The organism is Aromatoleum evansii, assembly GCF_012910805.1.
GTDB classification, from domain to species: Bacteria; Pseudomonadota; Gammaproteobacteria; order Burkholderiales; family Rhodocyclaceae; genus Aromatoleum; species Aromatoleum evansii.
In genome coordinates, this window is sequence record NZ_WTVK01000028.1 from 1 (window position 1) to 14063 (window position 14063).

16 protein-coding genes are annotated in these 14063 nt (G+C 68.1%); 12 read left to right on the forward strand and 4 right to left on the reverse strand.

What is annotated here, in order from left to right; translation table 11 throughout:
• Positions 1-20 precede the first annotated feature (20 nt).
• Positions 21-2747: a DNA polymerase I gene (gene polA, locus GO615_RS15050; protein WP_169129458.1), complete on the reverse strand. Its 2727-nt coding sequence runs from the start codon at positions 2745-2747 to the stop codon at positions 21-23.
• Between the two features lie 89 nt (positions 2748-2836).
• Between polA and GO615_RS15055 the strand changes: the two genes are divergently transcribed.
• From GO615_RS15055 to rlmH, 8 genes are all read left to right on the forward strand, one after another.
• Positions 2837-3562: an LOG family protein gene (locus tag GO615_RS15055; RefSeq protein WP_169129460.1), complete on the forward strand. Its 726-nt coding sequence runs from the start codon at positions 2837-2839 to the stop codon at positions 3560-3562.
• Positions 3563-3678: 116 nt separating this feature from the next.
• On the forward strand, positions 3679-3999 hold the full coding sequence (locus tag GO615_RS15060; protein WP_018991849.1) for a DUF2782 domain-containing protein: 321 nt from the start codon (positions 3679-3681) through the stop codon (positions 3997-3999).
• Between the two features lie 45 nt (positions 4000-4044).
• A complete protein-coding gene (locus GO615_RS15065) occupies positions 4045-4986 on the forward strand; it encodes a homoserine kinase (protein WP_169129462.1) in 942 nt (313 codons plus the stop codon).
• 18 nt (positions 4987-5004) lie between these two features.
• Complete coding sequence (locus tag GO615_RS15070; protein WP_246262309.1) at positions 5005-5820, forward strand: BPSS1780 family membrane protein; 816 nt, start codon at positions 5005-5007, stop codon at positions 5818-5820.
• 5 nt (positions 5821-5825) lie between these two features.
• Positions 5826-6599, forward strand: a complete 774-nt coding sequence (locus GO615_RS15075; protein ID WP_169129466.1) for a BPSS1780 family membrane protein — start codon at positions 5826-5828, stop codon at positions 6597-6599.
• On the forward strand, positions 6580-7263 hold the full coding sequence (gene nadD / locus GO615_RS15080) for a nicotinate-nucleotide adenylyltransferase (protein ID WP_169129468.1): 684 nt from the start codon (positions 6580-6582) through the stop codon (positions 7261-7263). Before GO615_RS15075 ends, nadD begins: the two co-directional genes overlap by 20 nt.
• The gene (gene rsfS / locus GO615_RS15085; RefSeq protein ID WP_169129479.1) at positions 7263-7631 is read left to right on the forward strand and encodes a ribosome silencing factor; all 369 of its coding nucleotides are present in this window, start codon (positions 7263-7265) and stop codon (positions 7629-7631) included. The genes nadD and rsfS overlap by 1 nt, the downstream gene beginning before the upstream one ends.
• Before the next feature lie 52 nt (positions 7632-7683).
• A complete protein-coding gene (gene rlmH / locus GO615_RS15090) occupies positions 7684-8154 on the forward strand; it encodes a 23S rRNA (pseudouridine(1915)-N(3))-methyltransferase RlmH (protein WP_169129481.1) in 471 nt (156 codons plus the stop codon).
• Between the two features lie 14 nt (positions 8155-8168).
• Here the strand turns inward: rlmH and GO615_RS15095 are convergent, their stop codons facing one another.
• Genes GO615_RS15095 through GO615_RS15105 form a run of 3 tightly spaced genes read right to left on the reverse strand, consistent with a single transcriptional unit; the run spans position 8169 to position 10048 of the window.
• Positions 8169-8663 carry a cupredoxin domain-containing protein gene (locus GO615_RS15095; protein ID WP_169129483.1) on the reverse strand — a complete coding sequence of 165 codons (495 nt, stop codon included), beginning with the start codon at positions 8661-8663 and terminating at the stop codon, positions 8169-8171.
• A complete protein-coding gene (locus GO615_RS15100) occupies positions 8660-9553 on the reverse strand; it encodes an ethylbenzene dehydrogenase-related protein (protein ID WP_169129485.1) in 894 nt (297 codons plus the stop codon). The genes GO615_RS15095 and GO615_RS15100 overlap by 4 nt, the downstream gene beginning before the upstream one ends.
• A gap of 30 nt (positions 9554-9583) precedes the next feature.
• Positions 9584-10048, reverse strand: coding sequence for a cupredoxin domain-containing protein (locus GO615_RS15105; RefSeq protein WP_169129487.1), 465 nt, complete (start codon positions 10046-10048; stop codon positions 9584-9586).
• 245 nt (positions 10049-10293) lie between these two features.
• Between GO615_RS15105 and GO615_RS15110 the strand changes: the two genes are divergently transcribed.
• From GO615_RS15110 to ruvA, 4 genes are all read left to right on the forward strand, one after another.
• A complete protein-coding gene (locus GO615_RS15110) occupies positions 10294-10914 on the forward strand; it encodes a Maf family protein (protein ID WP_169129489.1) in 621 nt (206 codons plus the stop codon).
• Between the two features lie 106 nt (positions 10915-11020).
• Positions 11021-12475 carry a ribonuclease G gene (gene rng, locus GO615_RS15115; RefSeq protein WP_169129491.1) on the forward strand — a complete coding sequence of 485 codons (1455 nt, stop codon included), beginning with the start codon at positions 11021-11023 and terminating at the stop codon, positions 12473-12475.
• A 23-nt stretch (positions 12476-12498) separates the two neighbouring features.
• The gene (locus GO615_RS15120) at positions 12499-13434 is read left to right on the forward strand and encodes a UbiA family prenyltransferase (RefSeq protein WP_169129493.1); all 936 of its coding nucleotides are present in this window, start codon (positions 12499-12501) and stop codon (positions 13432-13434) included.
• 22 nt (positions 13435-13456) lie between these two features.
• The gene (gene ruvA / locus GO615_RS15125; protein ID WP_169129495.1) at positions 13457-14056 is read left to right on the forward strand and encodes a Holliday junction branch migration protein RuvA; all 600 of its coding nucleotides are present in this window, start codon (positions 13457-13459) and stop codon (positions 14054-14056) included.
• Positions 14057-14063 lie beyond the last annotated feature (7 nt).

The window sequence follows — 14063 nt, forward strand, 5'->3', positions numbered from 1 at the left end:
CCCCCCCCCCCCCGCGGGCCTCAGTGCGCCTCGTCCCAGTTGTCGCCGACGCCAACCTCGACCAGCAGCGGCACCGCCAGATCGGCGACGCCGCACATCTGCGCCGGCAGCTCCGCGCGCACGCGCTCCAGCTCGTCGCGCGGCACCTCCAGCACCAGTTCGTCATGCACCTGCAGGATCAGGCGTGATTTCAGGCCCGCAGCGGGCAGCCATGCGTGCACGGCGATCATCGCCTTCTTGATCAGGTCCGCCGCCGTGCCCTGCATCGGCGCATTGATCGCCGCGCGTTCGGCGGCCTGGCGGCGACCGACCTGCTGGGCGCGGATCTCGGGCAGGTAGAGGCGGCGACCGAACACCGTCTCGACGTAACCGCGCTCCTTCGCCTCGGCCTTCACGCGATCCATGTAGGCAGCGACCCCGGGATAGCGCGCGAAGTAGCGATCGATCCAGCCCTGCGCGGCGGCGCGGTCGATGCCCAGGTTCTTCGCCAGGCCGTGCGCGCTCATGCCGTAGATGAGGCCGAAATTGATCACCTTGGCGTAGCGGCGCTGCTCGTTCGTGACTTCCGCGGGCGTCGCCCCGAAGACCTCGGCGGCGGTCGCGCGGTGCACATCCTCGCCGTGCGCGAAGGCTTCGAGCAGGCGTGCATCGCCCGACAGGTGGGCCATGATGCGCAGCTCGATCTGCGAATAGTCCGCGGACACGATCACGTGATCGCGCGGCGCGATGAAGGCCGCGCGGATGCGCCGCCCCTCGGCGGTGCGGATCGGGATGTTCTGCAGGTTGGGATCCGAACTCGCGAGCCGGCCGGTGACCGCGACCGCCTGCGAGAAGCTCGTATGCACGCGGCCGGTCTTCGGATTGACCATGCGCGGCAGCTTGTCCGCGTAGGTGCTCTTCAGTTTCGCGAAACCGCGATGCTCGAGCAGCAGCTTGGGCAGCGGATAGTCCTCGGCGAGCTGCTGCAGCACCTCCTCGTCGGTCGAGGGCTGGCCGGTGGCGGTCTTCTTCACCACCGGCAGACCGAGCTTGCCGAACAGGATCTCGCCCAGCTGCTTTGGTGACGCGAGGTTGAACGGCTGGCCGGCCAGATCGTGCGCCTCGCGCTCCAGCTCCATCAGGCGGCGACCCAGCTCCTCGCTCTGCTGCGCGAGCAGGAAGGCGTCGATCAGCACGCCGGTGCGTTCCATGTCGAGCAGCACCCGCATCGCCGGCAGCTCGATGTCGCGATACAGCGCCGCCAGCGCCGGCAGCGTTTCGAGTTGCGGCCACAGCTTGCGGTGCAGGCGCAGCGTGATGTCGGCATCCTCGGCGGCGTACTCGGTGGCGCGGTCGACCGCGACCTCGTCGAAGCCGATCTGCTTCGCGCCCTTGCCGCACACATCGGTGTAGGGGATCGTCGTCAGGCCGAGGTGGCGCTTCGCCAGCGAGTCCATGTCATGCGACTTGTCGCTTTCCAGCACGTAGGACTGGAGCAGCGTGTCGTGCGCGATGCCGGCGAGGCGGATGCCGTGGTTCGCCAGGACGTGCGCATCGTACTTGAGGTTCTGCCCGAGCTTGGCATGCGCAGTCGATTCGAACCAGGGCTTGAGGCGCGCCAGCACCTCGTCGAGCGGCAGCTGGTGCGGCACATCGGGCCCGCGGTGCGCGAGCGGCAGGTAGGCCGCCTCGCCCGCGACGATCGCGAAGGACATGCCGACGAGCCGCGCCGCCATCGGATCCAGGCTGGTCGTCTCGGTATCGAAGGCGACGAGCGCGGCGCCGTCGAGCTTTGCCGCCCACGCGTCGAACGTCGCCCAGTCGAGGATCGTCACATACGCGCCGCGGTGCGCCCCCGGCGCTGCGGGGGGATCGTCGGTGACCGCCGCCTCGCCCGCCGATGCATGCGCGGCCGCAGCGCCCTGCCCGTCCAGATCCCTGAGCCAGCCGCGGAACTCGAAACGCTCGTAGAGCGCGCGCAGCGCCGCCTTGTCGTCGTCGCGCGCCGGCAGATCGTCGAGCGCGACCGGCAGCGCGACGTCGGTCGCCACGGTCACGAGCCTCTTCCCCAGCGGCAGGAAGTCGAGGTGCTTCCTCAGGTTCTCGCCCACCTTGCCGCCGACCTTGTCGGCGTTCGCGACGAGATTGTCGAGCGTTCCGTATTCGGTGAGCCACTTCACCGCGGTCTTCGGGCCGCACTTCTCCACGCCCGGCACGTTGTCGACGGTGTCGCCAACCAGCGCCAGGTAATCGACGATGCGCTCGGGCGGCACGCCGAACTTCGCCGCAACCCCCGCCTCGTCGAGCACTTCCTCGCTCATCGTGTTCACCCACTTCACGCCGGGACGCACGAGCTGGGTCAGATCCTTGTCGCCGGTCGAGATCACCACCTCCCAGCCGCGCTCGAGCGCCAGGCGCGTCAGCGTGCCGATCACGTCGTCGGCCTCGACGCCCTCGACCGCCAGCAGCGGCCAGCCTTCGGCCTGCACTGCCTCGTGCAGCGGCTCGATCTGCGCACGCAGATCGTCCGGCATGGGCGGGCGGTGCGACTTGTATTCGGGATACCAGTCGTCGCGGAAGGTCTTTCCCTTGGCGTCGAACACACAGGCGCGGAATTCGGCCTTGTAGTCGCTTTCGAGCCGACGTAGCATCGACAACACACCCCGAATCGCCCCCGTCGGCTCGCCCTTCGAATTGCGCAGATCCGGCAGCGCGTGGAAGGCGCGATACAGATAGCTGGAACCATCGACGAGCAACAGGACGGGCATCGGACAAATTTCCTTGCGGGGATCCGGGCACAACCCGGAATCAGACGAAGCCGGCACACGGACCGGCAGGACGACAAGACGAGAACAACATGACCGCGAAAGAAAAAATCCCGCCGAGCGCGCCCAGCAGCATGGCACCGCGCTTCAACGCCCGCGAGTCGTGGCGGATCTTCGGAATTATGGCAGAGTTCGTCGAGGCGACCGAACGCCTCAACGCGATCCGCCCGGCGGTGTCGATCTTCGGCAGCGCGCGCATCCCGCCCGACCACATGTACTACATCCTCGCCGAGAAGATCAGCCGCCTGCTCTCGGATGCGGGCTTCGCGGTGATCTCCGGCGGCGGCCCCGGCATCATGGAAGCGGCCAACAAGGGCGCCTATTTCGGCAAGAGCCCCTCGATCGGCCTCAACATCCAGCTGCCGATGGAGCAGAGCTCCAACCCCTACCAGGACATCTCGCAGACCTTCCAGCACTTCTTCGCGCGCAAGTTCATGTTCGTGCGCTTCGCCTCCGCCTACGTCGTGATGCCGGGCGGCTTCGGCACGCTGGACGAGCTGATGGAGGCCCTGACGCTGATCCAGACCGGCAAGAGCCGCAAGATCCCGATCATCCTCGTGCACGGCCCGTTCTGGAAAGGCATGATCGACTGGTTCCGCGAGCGCCTGGTCGCCGAGCGCATGATCAACCCCGAGGACCTCGACCTCATCCAGGTGATCGACACACCCGAGGAAGTCGTCGAGGCGATCTTCAAGCATTACGAACACCGCGGCTTCCTGCCGCTGCCCGAGGAACACGAACTGCTGCTCAACCTGTAGGGATCGCTATTCCCCTGCATGCAACGCCGGACCGGCGACGTGCGGGTGAATAGCCCCCGATGACGGACGCACAACGCGGGTCCCTGCTAGAATCCGCGCCATCCAAGGAGAGCACCATGCGCCGCAACCTGATCGTGCTGCTGATGGCCCTCGCAACCCCGGTTGCGGCCCAGCAGCCCCCCAAACTCGAACCGATCCCCGAACCGCCGCCGATGCCGGCGAGCGATCCTTCGCTGGATCCCGAAGTCCGCATCGTCAAGCGCGGCGAGGACACCGTGCAGGAGTACCGCATCCGCGGCAAGCTCTACATGGTCAAGGTCACGCCTCCGCACGGCGTGCCCTACTACCTGATCGACAACGAAGGCAACGGCGTGATGACGCGGCAGGATGTGCTGCCGACGCTCGCCGTGCCGATGTGGGTGATCAAGTCCTGGTAATGCAATCCCGGCCCGCGGGCCACTGACCCACCCCCGTACCCTGCCATGTCCGTTTTCACCGCTGTCGCCCCCGAGACGCTGTCGCGCTGGCTCGGCCACTATGCCATTGGCCGCCTCGTCGAGCTGCAGGGCATCTCGGCCGGCGTGCAGAACAGCAACTTCTTCGTCACCACCACGCTCGGCCGCTACGTGCTGACGCTGTTCGAGGCCATCCCGCGCGCCGAACTGCCCTATTTCCTGCACCTCATGGCCCACCTCGCACGCCACGGGCTGCCGGTGCCGGCCCCCATCGCCGACCGCGACAACGAATACCTCGGCACGCTGTCCGAGCGCCCCGCGGCGCTGGTCATGCGCCTGTCAGGCAAGTCCGAGATGGCCCCGGGCGAACGCCACTGCGAGCGCGTCGGCGCGATGCTCGCGGGCCTGCATCTGGCCGGTCTGTCATACGGCCGACGCCAGGAAAACCCGCGTGGCGCGGCATGGCGCACGGCCGCCGCCGCACGCGTGCGCCCCTTCCTGCCGGCAGACGAGCAGGCCCTGCTGGATGCGGAACTCGCCTTCCAGACCGCGGCGAACTACGGCCACCTGCCGCGCGGCGTGATCCACGCCGACCTCTTCCGCGACAACGTGCTGTGGGATGGCGACTTCATCGGCGGCGTGATCGACTTCTACTTCGCCGGCCACGACGCGCTGCTCTTCGACGTCGCGGTGACCGTGAACGACTGGTGCACGACCGAGGGCGGCGAACTCGATGTGCCGCGCACCGCCGCGCTGCTCGCCGCCTATCACGCCGAGCGCCCCTTCACGGACGCCGAACGCGCGAACTGGCCTGCCATGTTGCGCGCCGCGGCGCTGCGCTTCTGGCTGTCGCGCGCCGAGGATTACCACCTACCCAAGCCGGGCGAGATGGTGCTGGTAAAGCCGCCCGCAGAATACCGCGACATCCTGCGCCTGCGCATCGCGGCGACGCCACCGCTGCCGCTCTGAACGATGAACGATCCGCACATGACCGATCACGGCGCATCGCACCGCCGGCACCCCCTCCCCCCGCCCGGGCACGTCACGCCTGCGGACACGCTGCGATGGATCGCCGCGGGCTGGAAGACCTTCATCGTCAATCCCGGCACCTGGGTCGTCCTGACGCTGGCGCTGATCGCCGTGCTGTTCGCGCTCGCCGCCGCAGTGGGCTTCATCCCGACCTTCGGCCCGCTGCTCGCCCCGCTGGTCCTGCAGCTCGTGTTCCCGATGCTCGTCGCCGGCATGGTCACCGGCGTGCATGCACAGCACCAGGGCGAGCCGCTGCGTGTCGCCCACCTGTTCGAAGGCGCGCGCCGCCATTCGGGCAACCTGCTGATGGTCGGTTTCTTCTACGTGCTCGGCGGACTCGTCGCTGCCCTGGTCGCGGTCCTGGTCGGCAGCAGCGCCGCGGTGACGGGCATGCTGGTGGGCCTGCTCGGCAGCATCGGGCTGGCCAGCGGCGTCGCCCTGCTCTCGGCGGCGCTGTGGCCCGTCCTGCTGATCCTGCTGCTGATGGCGCTATGGTTCGCCCCGCCGCTGGTGGTGCTGCAGAACGTGTCGCCGCTCGACGCGATGAGGCTCTCGCTGCGCGCCTGCGTCTCCAATCTCGCCAGCTTCATCGTGCTCGGCTTCGTCCTCTACCTGCTCACCTGGATCGCCATGCTGCCGTTCGCGCTGGGCGTCCTCGTGCTCGTCCCGGTACTGGCCGGCGCGCTGTATGCGGCCTGGCAGGACACCTTTGCTCCCCACGCCCCGCAGCCGACACCCGCGCTGCCCGGCCCCACCGACACCCCTGCCGAGTAAGCCGCATGCAAGCACGACAACTTCCGGCCGGGCGCGGCTTTGCCTGGCTCGGCGAAGGCCTGCAGCTGTGGCGGCGCAATCCCGCGCTGCTCACCTTCGCCTCCTTCGGCTACCTCCTGCTGCTGATCCTCGTCAGCGTCGTACCCTTCATCGGACAGATCATCGCGTCGCTGCTGACGCCGGTCCTGTCGCTCGGCGTGCTCAACACCTGCCGCGCCATCGACGCCGGGCGCAAGGCGGGCCCGGACGTGCTGTTCTCCGGCTTCCAGCAGAATCTCCCTGCACTGATCGTCATCGGCGGCATCAACTTCGCCGGCGTCTGGCTCGTGCTGGGGCTGACTGCCATTGCAGACGGCGGCACCCTCTTCGGGCTCATGACCAGTGGCGGCAAGCTCGAGCCGGAAATTGCCACCAGCACCGGCTTCACCATGGCGCTGATGATCGCGATCGCTCTGTCGACACCGGTGATGATGGCCTACTGGTTCGCGCCGCTTCTCGCGGGCTGGTGGCAGGTGCCCGCACCGAAGGCGATGTTCTTCAGTTTTTTCGCGTGCCTGCGCAACTGGCGCCCCTTCCTCGCCTACTCGATCGCGCTGGCGCTGTTCGGTGCGGTCCTGCCGGGCATCGTGCTCGGCATCATCGGTACGATCTCGCCGACGCTGGCGACGCTGCTCTCGGTGCCGCTGCCGCTGCTGCTGATCCCCATCGTCTTCGCCAGTTTCTACACCAACGCCCGCGACATCTTCGGCGAACCCGGGAATGCCCCCGAAGAAGCCTGACGCGGGCACGCTGGGGCTGCTGGGTGGCACCTTCGACCCCATCCATTTCGGCCACCTGCGCCTCGCCGAGGAAGCCCGCGAGGCGCTCGGGCTCGCCCAGGTCGCCCTGATCCCGGCCGGCCAGCCGCCGCACCGCGACGTGCCGCAGTCCCATGCCGCCGACCGCCTGGCGATGGTGCGGCTGGCGAGCGCCGGCAATCCCGGCCTCGTCGTCGACGACGGCGAGGTGTTCGCCCCCAGCAAGAGCTACACGATCCTCACCCTCGAGCGTCTGCGCGCCCTGCACGGCGCCGGGCGCCCGCTGGTGCTGATCCTCGGCGCCGACGCCTTCAACGGCCTGCCGGGCTGGCACCGCTGGCAGGAGCTCTTCGGCCTCGCCCACATCGCGGTCGCCAACCGGCCGGGCTACGCGCCGCACGGCCGGCGCTGGCCGGGCACGCTGTCGCCGGAACTCGACGCCGCGTGCGCCGGTCGCATCGATACGGACCCCGCCGTCCTGCACGGCAGCCCTGCCGGGCGGGTGGTTCCCTTCGACATGACCCCGCTGGCGATCTCCGCGTCGCTGATCCGCGACCTCATCCGCGGCGGGCACAGCGCCCGCTATTTGCTGCCCGATTCCGTTCTCGACTATATTGGGTTGCACCACCTTTACCGCAGAACCTGATGGACACCCGCACACTCGAAAAAACCGTCGTCGCCGCCCTGGAAGACATCAAGGCCAAGGACATCGAAGTCATCGACACCACCCGCCTGACCTCGCTGTTCGACCGCGTCGTCATCGCCACCGGCGACTCCAACCGGCAGACGCGCGCATTGGCGCGCAACGTGCAGGAAAAGGTCCGTGAAGCCGGGGCCCGGGTGGCCAGCGTGGAAGGCGAGGAGACCGGGGAATGGGTGCTCGTCGACCTCGGCGACATCGTCGTGCACATCATGCAGCCGGCGATCCGCAGCTACTACAACCTCGAAGAATTGTGGGCCGCCCCCTCTACCCTGCGGCGCGGCCGCGCGGCCACGGGCGTCGCGGCGCAGTGACACGCGCCCTGCGGGCGGCTTCGCACCGGCCGCCGCTCCTGCACACTCACCGATGAAACTGCTGATCGTCGCCGTCGGCACGCGCATGCCCGCGTGGGTCGAGTCCGGCTTCGACGAGTTCGCGCGCCGCATGCCGCGCGAGCTGCCGCTGCAACTCGTCGAGGTGAAGGCCGAACCGCGCACGACCGGCAAGACCGTCGACGCGATGATGGCGGCCGAAGCCGCGCGCATCGAAGCGGCCCTGCCGCCGCGTTGCCGCCGCGTGATCCTCGACGAGCGCGGCAGCGACCTGACCACCATCGCACTCGCCGGCCGGCTGGAAGCGTGGCAGGCAGAAGGGGCGGACGTCGCGCTGATCGTCGGCGGCCCGGACGGCCTGTCGCCGGCGCTGAAATCGAGCGCGCACGAACGCATCCGGCTGTCGAGCCTGACGCTCCCGCATGCGCTCGTGCGCCCGCTGCTCGCCGAAGCCCTGTACCGCGCCTGGACGGTGCTGAAGAACCACCCCTATCACCGGGAGTGAGCACCCGCGCGGGGTCAGGGAACGATGCGGACGATGCCTTCCATCCCGTCCTCGCGATGCCCCGGCAGGCTGCAGAAGAAGGAATAATCGCCCGCCTTGAGCGGCACGAGCCAGAGTTCGATGTCGTTGCGCGAGCGCACGTACACCGAATTCACGTAATCGGCGATCACCCGCCCGACGCTGGAATTCACCATGCGCAGCGCAATCACCTTCTCGTCGAAGAGCGAGCCGCCGACCATGTCGTGCGCCACCGCACCGACGTTGCGCAGCACCAGCTTGTACGGCTGGCCGACCTTGAGGCGGATCTCGTCGGGCTCGTAGCTGTGGTCCTTGAGCGCGACCTCGACCACGGTCACTTCGGTCCAGTCGATACCGGCGAGCGCAGGATGCATGCGCACCACCGGTTCTTCCTCGGCCGCTGCAGCGCCTGCGACTCCCGTGCCGAACGCGAGAGCAATGGCGATCGGCGCCGCGCGCAGGGCGCCGACCAGAGTCTTCACCGCGCTCATTTCACTGCGCCGAAATCGAACACCAGCGGCTCCGATACGCTCTTGTGCTCGGCATTGGCCTTGTTGAACACCGCGATCTGGCCGGTGATCCGCGCTCCCGCCTTGAACGCGGCGTCATCCGCATGGCCTGGATCGAGGGCGCGGGCGAATTCGAGATTCCAGTGCCCTGCCTTCCACACCCCCTTGGCGGCGACGTCCGCGGCGCTGCCCGAGGCGTTCGCGGGGGCGAACGAAGGCAGGCGATCGCCCTTGTTCTCCTTGGGGCGCGGCAGCATCTCGTAAGACGCCGCGCCCTCGTCGCGACGCTTCGTGATGTAGATCACCGGGCCGTCCTTGACCTGATATTCGGCGGCCGACTCCTGCATCTTGGTCGTGACGTGATGCACCATATCCTCGGCGATGCCCGACGGGTTGGTCCGCGCGGCCGACCACAGCCAGACGTCGACCTTGTAGTCCTTGGTCGACAGCATCGTGCGGTCGAAGTCGCCGGCGAGGTGGAAACGCACCGCGAACATGTCCTCGAGCTGGCTCTCGCGCTGGTACTTGTCGCCACGCCAGCTCCATTCCTTGTGCACGGCGTCCGCGGCGTCGTCCGGATAGCGCACGGCGAGGTAGAACCGCCCCGCCGCGACGCCCGCCTTCAGCTCGACCGTCAGGTTGCCGGCGGTGTTGCGCTCGCCGGCCGGATCCAGACCGTACTTCGCCCGCTCCTCGCGCTCCAGCGCCGGTTTCACCGGCACCTTGATCCAGCCGCTGCCCCCCCACTCGCCCAGGTCGCCGTCCGGCTTCGGTGCGGCAGCGAGGTTGGACACCGGAATCACCTGCGGCGTAGGGGCCTGCGCATGCGCCACCATGGGCAGCAGCGAAAGGAGCGGAACAAGAAACTTCATGGGCGGCTCGGCAGGATGGCGGGAAGGGGCTTACTCGACGACGATCGAGCCGTGCATGCCCTGATCCTTGTGGTCCTCGATCGTGCAGATGACCTCGAACTCGCCCTTATTCACGGTGACGAAGAACAGCTCGACGGCCCCGCCGTTCTTGTAAGCCTCGACGGCCGTGAAGTACGGCGCCTTGATCTCGCCGCCATTCGGCTTGGGCGTCTGCACCTTGCGCCACGCGACCGACTTGAAGAACTCCGTCGCCGTGTAATAGTGGTCCTTCTGGCCCACGTTCTTGATCACCAGACGGTAGGGCTGGCCGGCCTTGAGCTTGAGATCCTGCGGCGTGAAGCTGTGCTCGGTGAGTTCCACGGTGATCGTCTCCATCGCGTCCCAGTTGGCGGCCTTCACGATCGCGGCGGCATCGGCGACGGGCTCGGCGGCTCCGACAACGAGGGGCGCGGCGAGGATCGCCCCGGCGAGAAGAGAGATGAGGGACATGCGCATACGGACTTGCTCCAGAGTAAATTGGCGATGCCGGATCGGCCTGCGTGCCTCGGCGACGTGATGCACAACACGCGGGCATTTGATGACCGGGGAATTGTATCAATTAAATGCAATGACAAGCACGACGGGCCACCGCGGACGACGCGCCGTCATCCGCCCGCAAATCGGCACATGCGCCGGGTCGCAGCGCAGCCAAGAGGGTAGAATCCGCCCCAATAACCGCCGGCATCCCGTACCCGAAAGCCATGAGCAGCCTCCAAGCCCGAATCTACCTCGCCTCGCGCAGCCCGCGCCGCCGCGAGCTCCTGCGCCAGATCGGCGTGCATTTCGACCTGCTCGTATTCCGGGGCACGGAGCGCGGGGCCGACGCCGACGTCGACGAGACGCCGCTGCCGGACGAGAACGTCGAACACTACGTCGAACGCGTCGCGCTCACCAAGGCCGAGGCCGGATGCCGGCGCCTGCAGTGGCGCACCCTGCCGCAGCACCCGGTGCTGTCGGCGGACACGACCCTGGAACTCGACGGCGAGATCATCGGCAAGCCGGCCGACGCCAATGACGCCGCGGCGATCCTGCGCCGCCTGTCGGGGCGGACGCATCGCGTGCTGACCGCGGTGGCGATCAGCGACGGCGCGCGCACGCGCAGCTGCATCAACACCAGCGAAGTGCGATTTCGTGCCCTCGCCGATGGCGAGATCCGCCACTACGTCGCGACCGGCGAGCCGATGGACAAGGCCGGCGCCTACGGCATCCAGGGGCGCGCGGCGATCTTCATCGAGGAGATCCGCGGCAGCTACACGGGGATCATGGGCCTGCCGCTGTTCGAGACGGCGCAGCTCCTCGACGCCTTCGGCTATCCCCTGTAAGCTCGACCAGTTCCCGCCCGGTGTGCGCCGGGCGGCGTCCTCGATGGGCAATGCGCAATCGGTGCCTCACGTCTGCGCTTGCGCATTTCCCATTGGCAGCAATTCCATGAGCATCGAATTTCTCATCAACTTCACGCCGCAGGAGACGCGCGTAGCGATCGTCGAGCAGGGTGTGGTGCAGGAGCTGCACGTCGAGCGCACCGCCAGCCGAGGCATCGTCGGCAACATCTACCTCGGCAAGGTCGTGCGTGTGCTGCCGGGAATGCAGTCGGCCTTCATCGACATCGGCCTCGAACGCACCGCCTTCCTGCACGTCGCGGACATCTGGAGCGATCGCCACAACGGCGACACCGGCAAGCCGATCGAGCGCATCCTCGTCGAAGGCCAGAACCTCACCGTACAGGTGCTGAAGGACCCGATCGGCACGAAGGGCGCACGCCTGTCGACGCAGATCAGCATCGCCGGGCGGCTGCTCGTGTACCTGCCCCAGGAAAAGCACATCGGCATCTCGCAGCGCATCGAGGACGAGGCCGAGCGCGAAGCGCTGCGCGAACGCCTCACGCGCCTCGTGCCCGCCGATGAGGCCGGCGGCTTCATCGTGCGCACGATGGCCGAGTCGGCCTCCGACGAGGAGCTCGCCGCCGACATCGCCTACCTGCGCAAGCTGTGGGGCGAGATCCGCAACAGCTCGACCGGGCGTTTCCCGCCGGCAGTGCTCTACGAAGACCTCGGCCTCGGCCAGCGCGTGCTGCGCGATCTGGTCAACGACGACACGACGCGCATCCTCGTCGACTCGCGCGAGAACTTCCAGAAGCTCACCGCCTTCGCCTCCGAGTACAGCCCCAAGGTGCTGCCCCTGCTCGAACACTATGGCGGCGAGCGTCCGCTGTTCGACCTGCACAGCGTCGAGGAGGAGATCCAGAAGGCGCTCGCGCGGCGCGTGAACCTGAAATCCGGCGGCTACCTGATCATCGACCAGACCGAGGCGATGACCACCGTCGACGTGAACACCGGCGGCTTCGTCGGCGCACGCAACTTCGACGACACGATCTTCAAGACCAACCTCGAGGCGGCGCAGACGATCGCGCGCCAGCTGCGCCTGCGCAACCTCGGCGGCATCATCATCATCGACTTCATCGACATGGAAAACCCCGAGCACCGCGACATGGTGCTCGACGAGTTCCGCAAGGCGCTCGCGCGCGACCACACCAAGATGACGGTGAATGGCTTCACCGCACTGGGGCTGGTCGAAATGACGAGGAAGCGCACGCGCGAATCGCTCGCCCACCTGCTGTGCGAGCCCTGCCCGACCTGTGGCGGACGCGGCGAGGTCAAGACCGCGCGCACGGTGTGCTACGAGATCCTGCGCGAACTGCTGCGCGAGGCGCGCCAGTTCAACGCGCGCGAATTCCGCGTGCTCGCCGCGCCCAACGTGATCGACCTCTTCCTCGACGAGGAGTCGCAGTCGCTCGCGATGCTGTCGGACTTCATCGGCAAGAAGATCTCGCTGCACCCGGAGGCGAGCTACTCGCAGGAACAGTTCGACATCGTGCTGCTGTGACGGCCCCCGCGACGCCCCGAGGCGTGGAGCCGACGCCACAGCGCTTCGGCAGCGCACCGCTGCGTTACTTCGCCGCAACGCGACCTGCCTTCCTCAGCGTGACGCTGGTCGGCTGCCTGATCGGCCTGGCTGCGGCGCGCGCCGATGGAGTCCCCCTGGACACCTTGCGGGCAGTCGTCGCCGTGGCGTTCGCCCTACTCGCCCATGCGGGCGCGAACGTGCTCAACGACTACCACGACGCCCTGAGCGGCGCCGACGCCGCGAACACCGACCGGCTCTACCCCTTCACCGGCGGCAGCCGTTTCATCCAGAACGGCATCCTGACGGCAGGCCAGACCGCAGGCTTCGCCTACGCGCTGCTCGGGCTGGTCGTGCCGGCCGGGCTGTGGCTCGCGTACGGCTCGGGGGGAGGCCTGATCGCGATCGGGTTCGCGGGACTCGTCCTCGGCTGGGCCTACTCGGCACCGCCGCTCAAGCTCGCGAGCCGCGGGCTAGGCGAGTTAGCCATCGCCGGCGCGTGGTTGCTGGTCATCGTCGGCACGGACTTCGTTCAGCGCGGGACGTTTGCGTGGACGCCCGTCGCGGCAGGCCTGTCGTTCGCGCTGCTGGTCGCGAACCTGCTCTTCATCAACCAGTTCCCCGACCGCGCGGGAGACGAGGCCGCCGGCAAGCGCACGCTGGTCGTGCGCCTGGGCGCGGATACGGCGAAATGGGGCTACTTCGCGATCGCGCTCGTGGCCTACGGCTGGCTAGTGCTGCAGGTCGGACGCTACAACCTGCCCCAGGCTTGCGCAGCCGCGGCGCTGACGCTGGTGCTGTCGCTCAACGCGGCACGGCAACTGCGCGAGCATGCGGCCGACCCGGCCGAACTGCGCCCGGCGATCAAGCTGACGATCGCGGCCACGAACCTCCACGGTCTGGTGCTCGCCGCCACGCTCGCCTTCGCCCGCCATACCTGAACCAATCTTCGGACCCGAAACCATGATCGGACGCATCGCCGGCATCCTGCTGGAAAAGAATCCTCCCCAGATCGTCGTCGACGTGCATGGCGTCGGCTACGAGATCGACGTGCCGATGAGCACCTTCTACGGCCTGCCTGCGACCGGCCAGCCGGTGACGCTGTTCACCCACCTCGCGGTGCGCGAGGACGGCCACTTCCTGTACGGTTTCGCCAGCGCCGACGAGCGCGCGGCCTTCCGCCAGCTGCTGAAGGTCTCCGGGATCGGTGCGCGCACGGCACTGGCGGTGCTCTCGGGGCTGTCGGTGACGGACCTCGCGCAGGCGGTCGCCTTGCAGGAGGCTGGGCGTCTCGTGAAGATCCCGGGCATCGGCAAGAAGACCGCCGAACGTCTGCTACTGGAGCTGCGCGACAAGCTCGGCAAGGCGCTGCCGACCCTCGGCGCGAGCGTGCCCGCAGGCGCGGCGGCGCAGCCAGCGGACAACCGCAGCGACATCCTCAACGCGCTGCTCGCGCTCGGTTACAACGAGAAGGAAGCGCTCGGCGCGATGAAATCGGTGCCCGAGGACAGCGGCGTCTCCGACGGCATCCGCCTCGCACTCAAGAGCCTGTCGAAGGCCTGAAGCACCG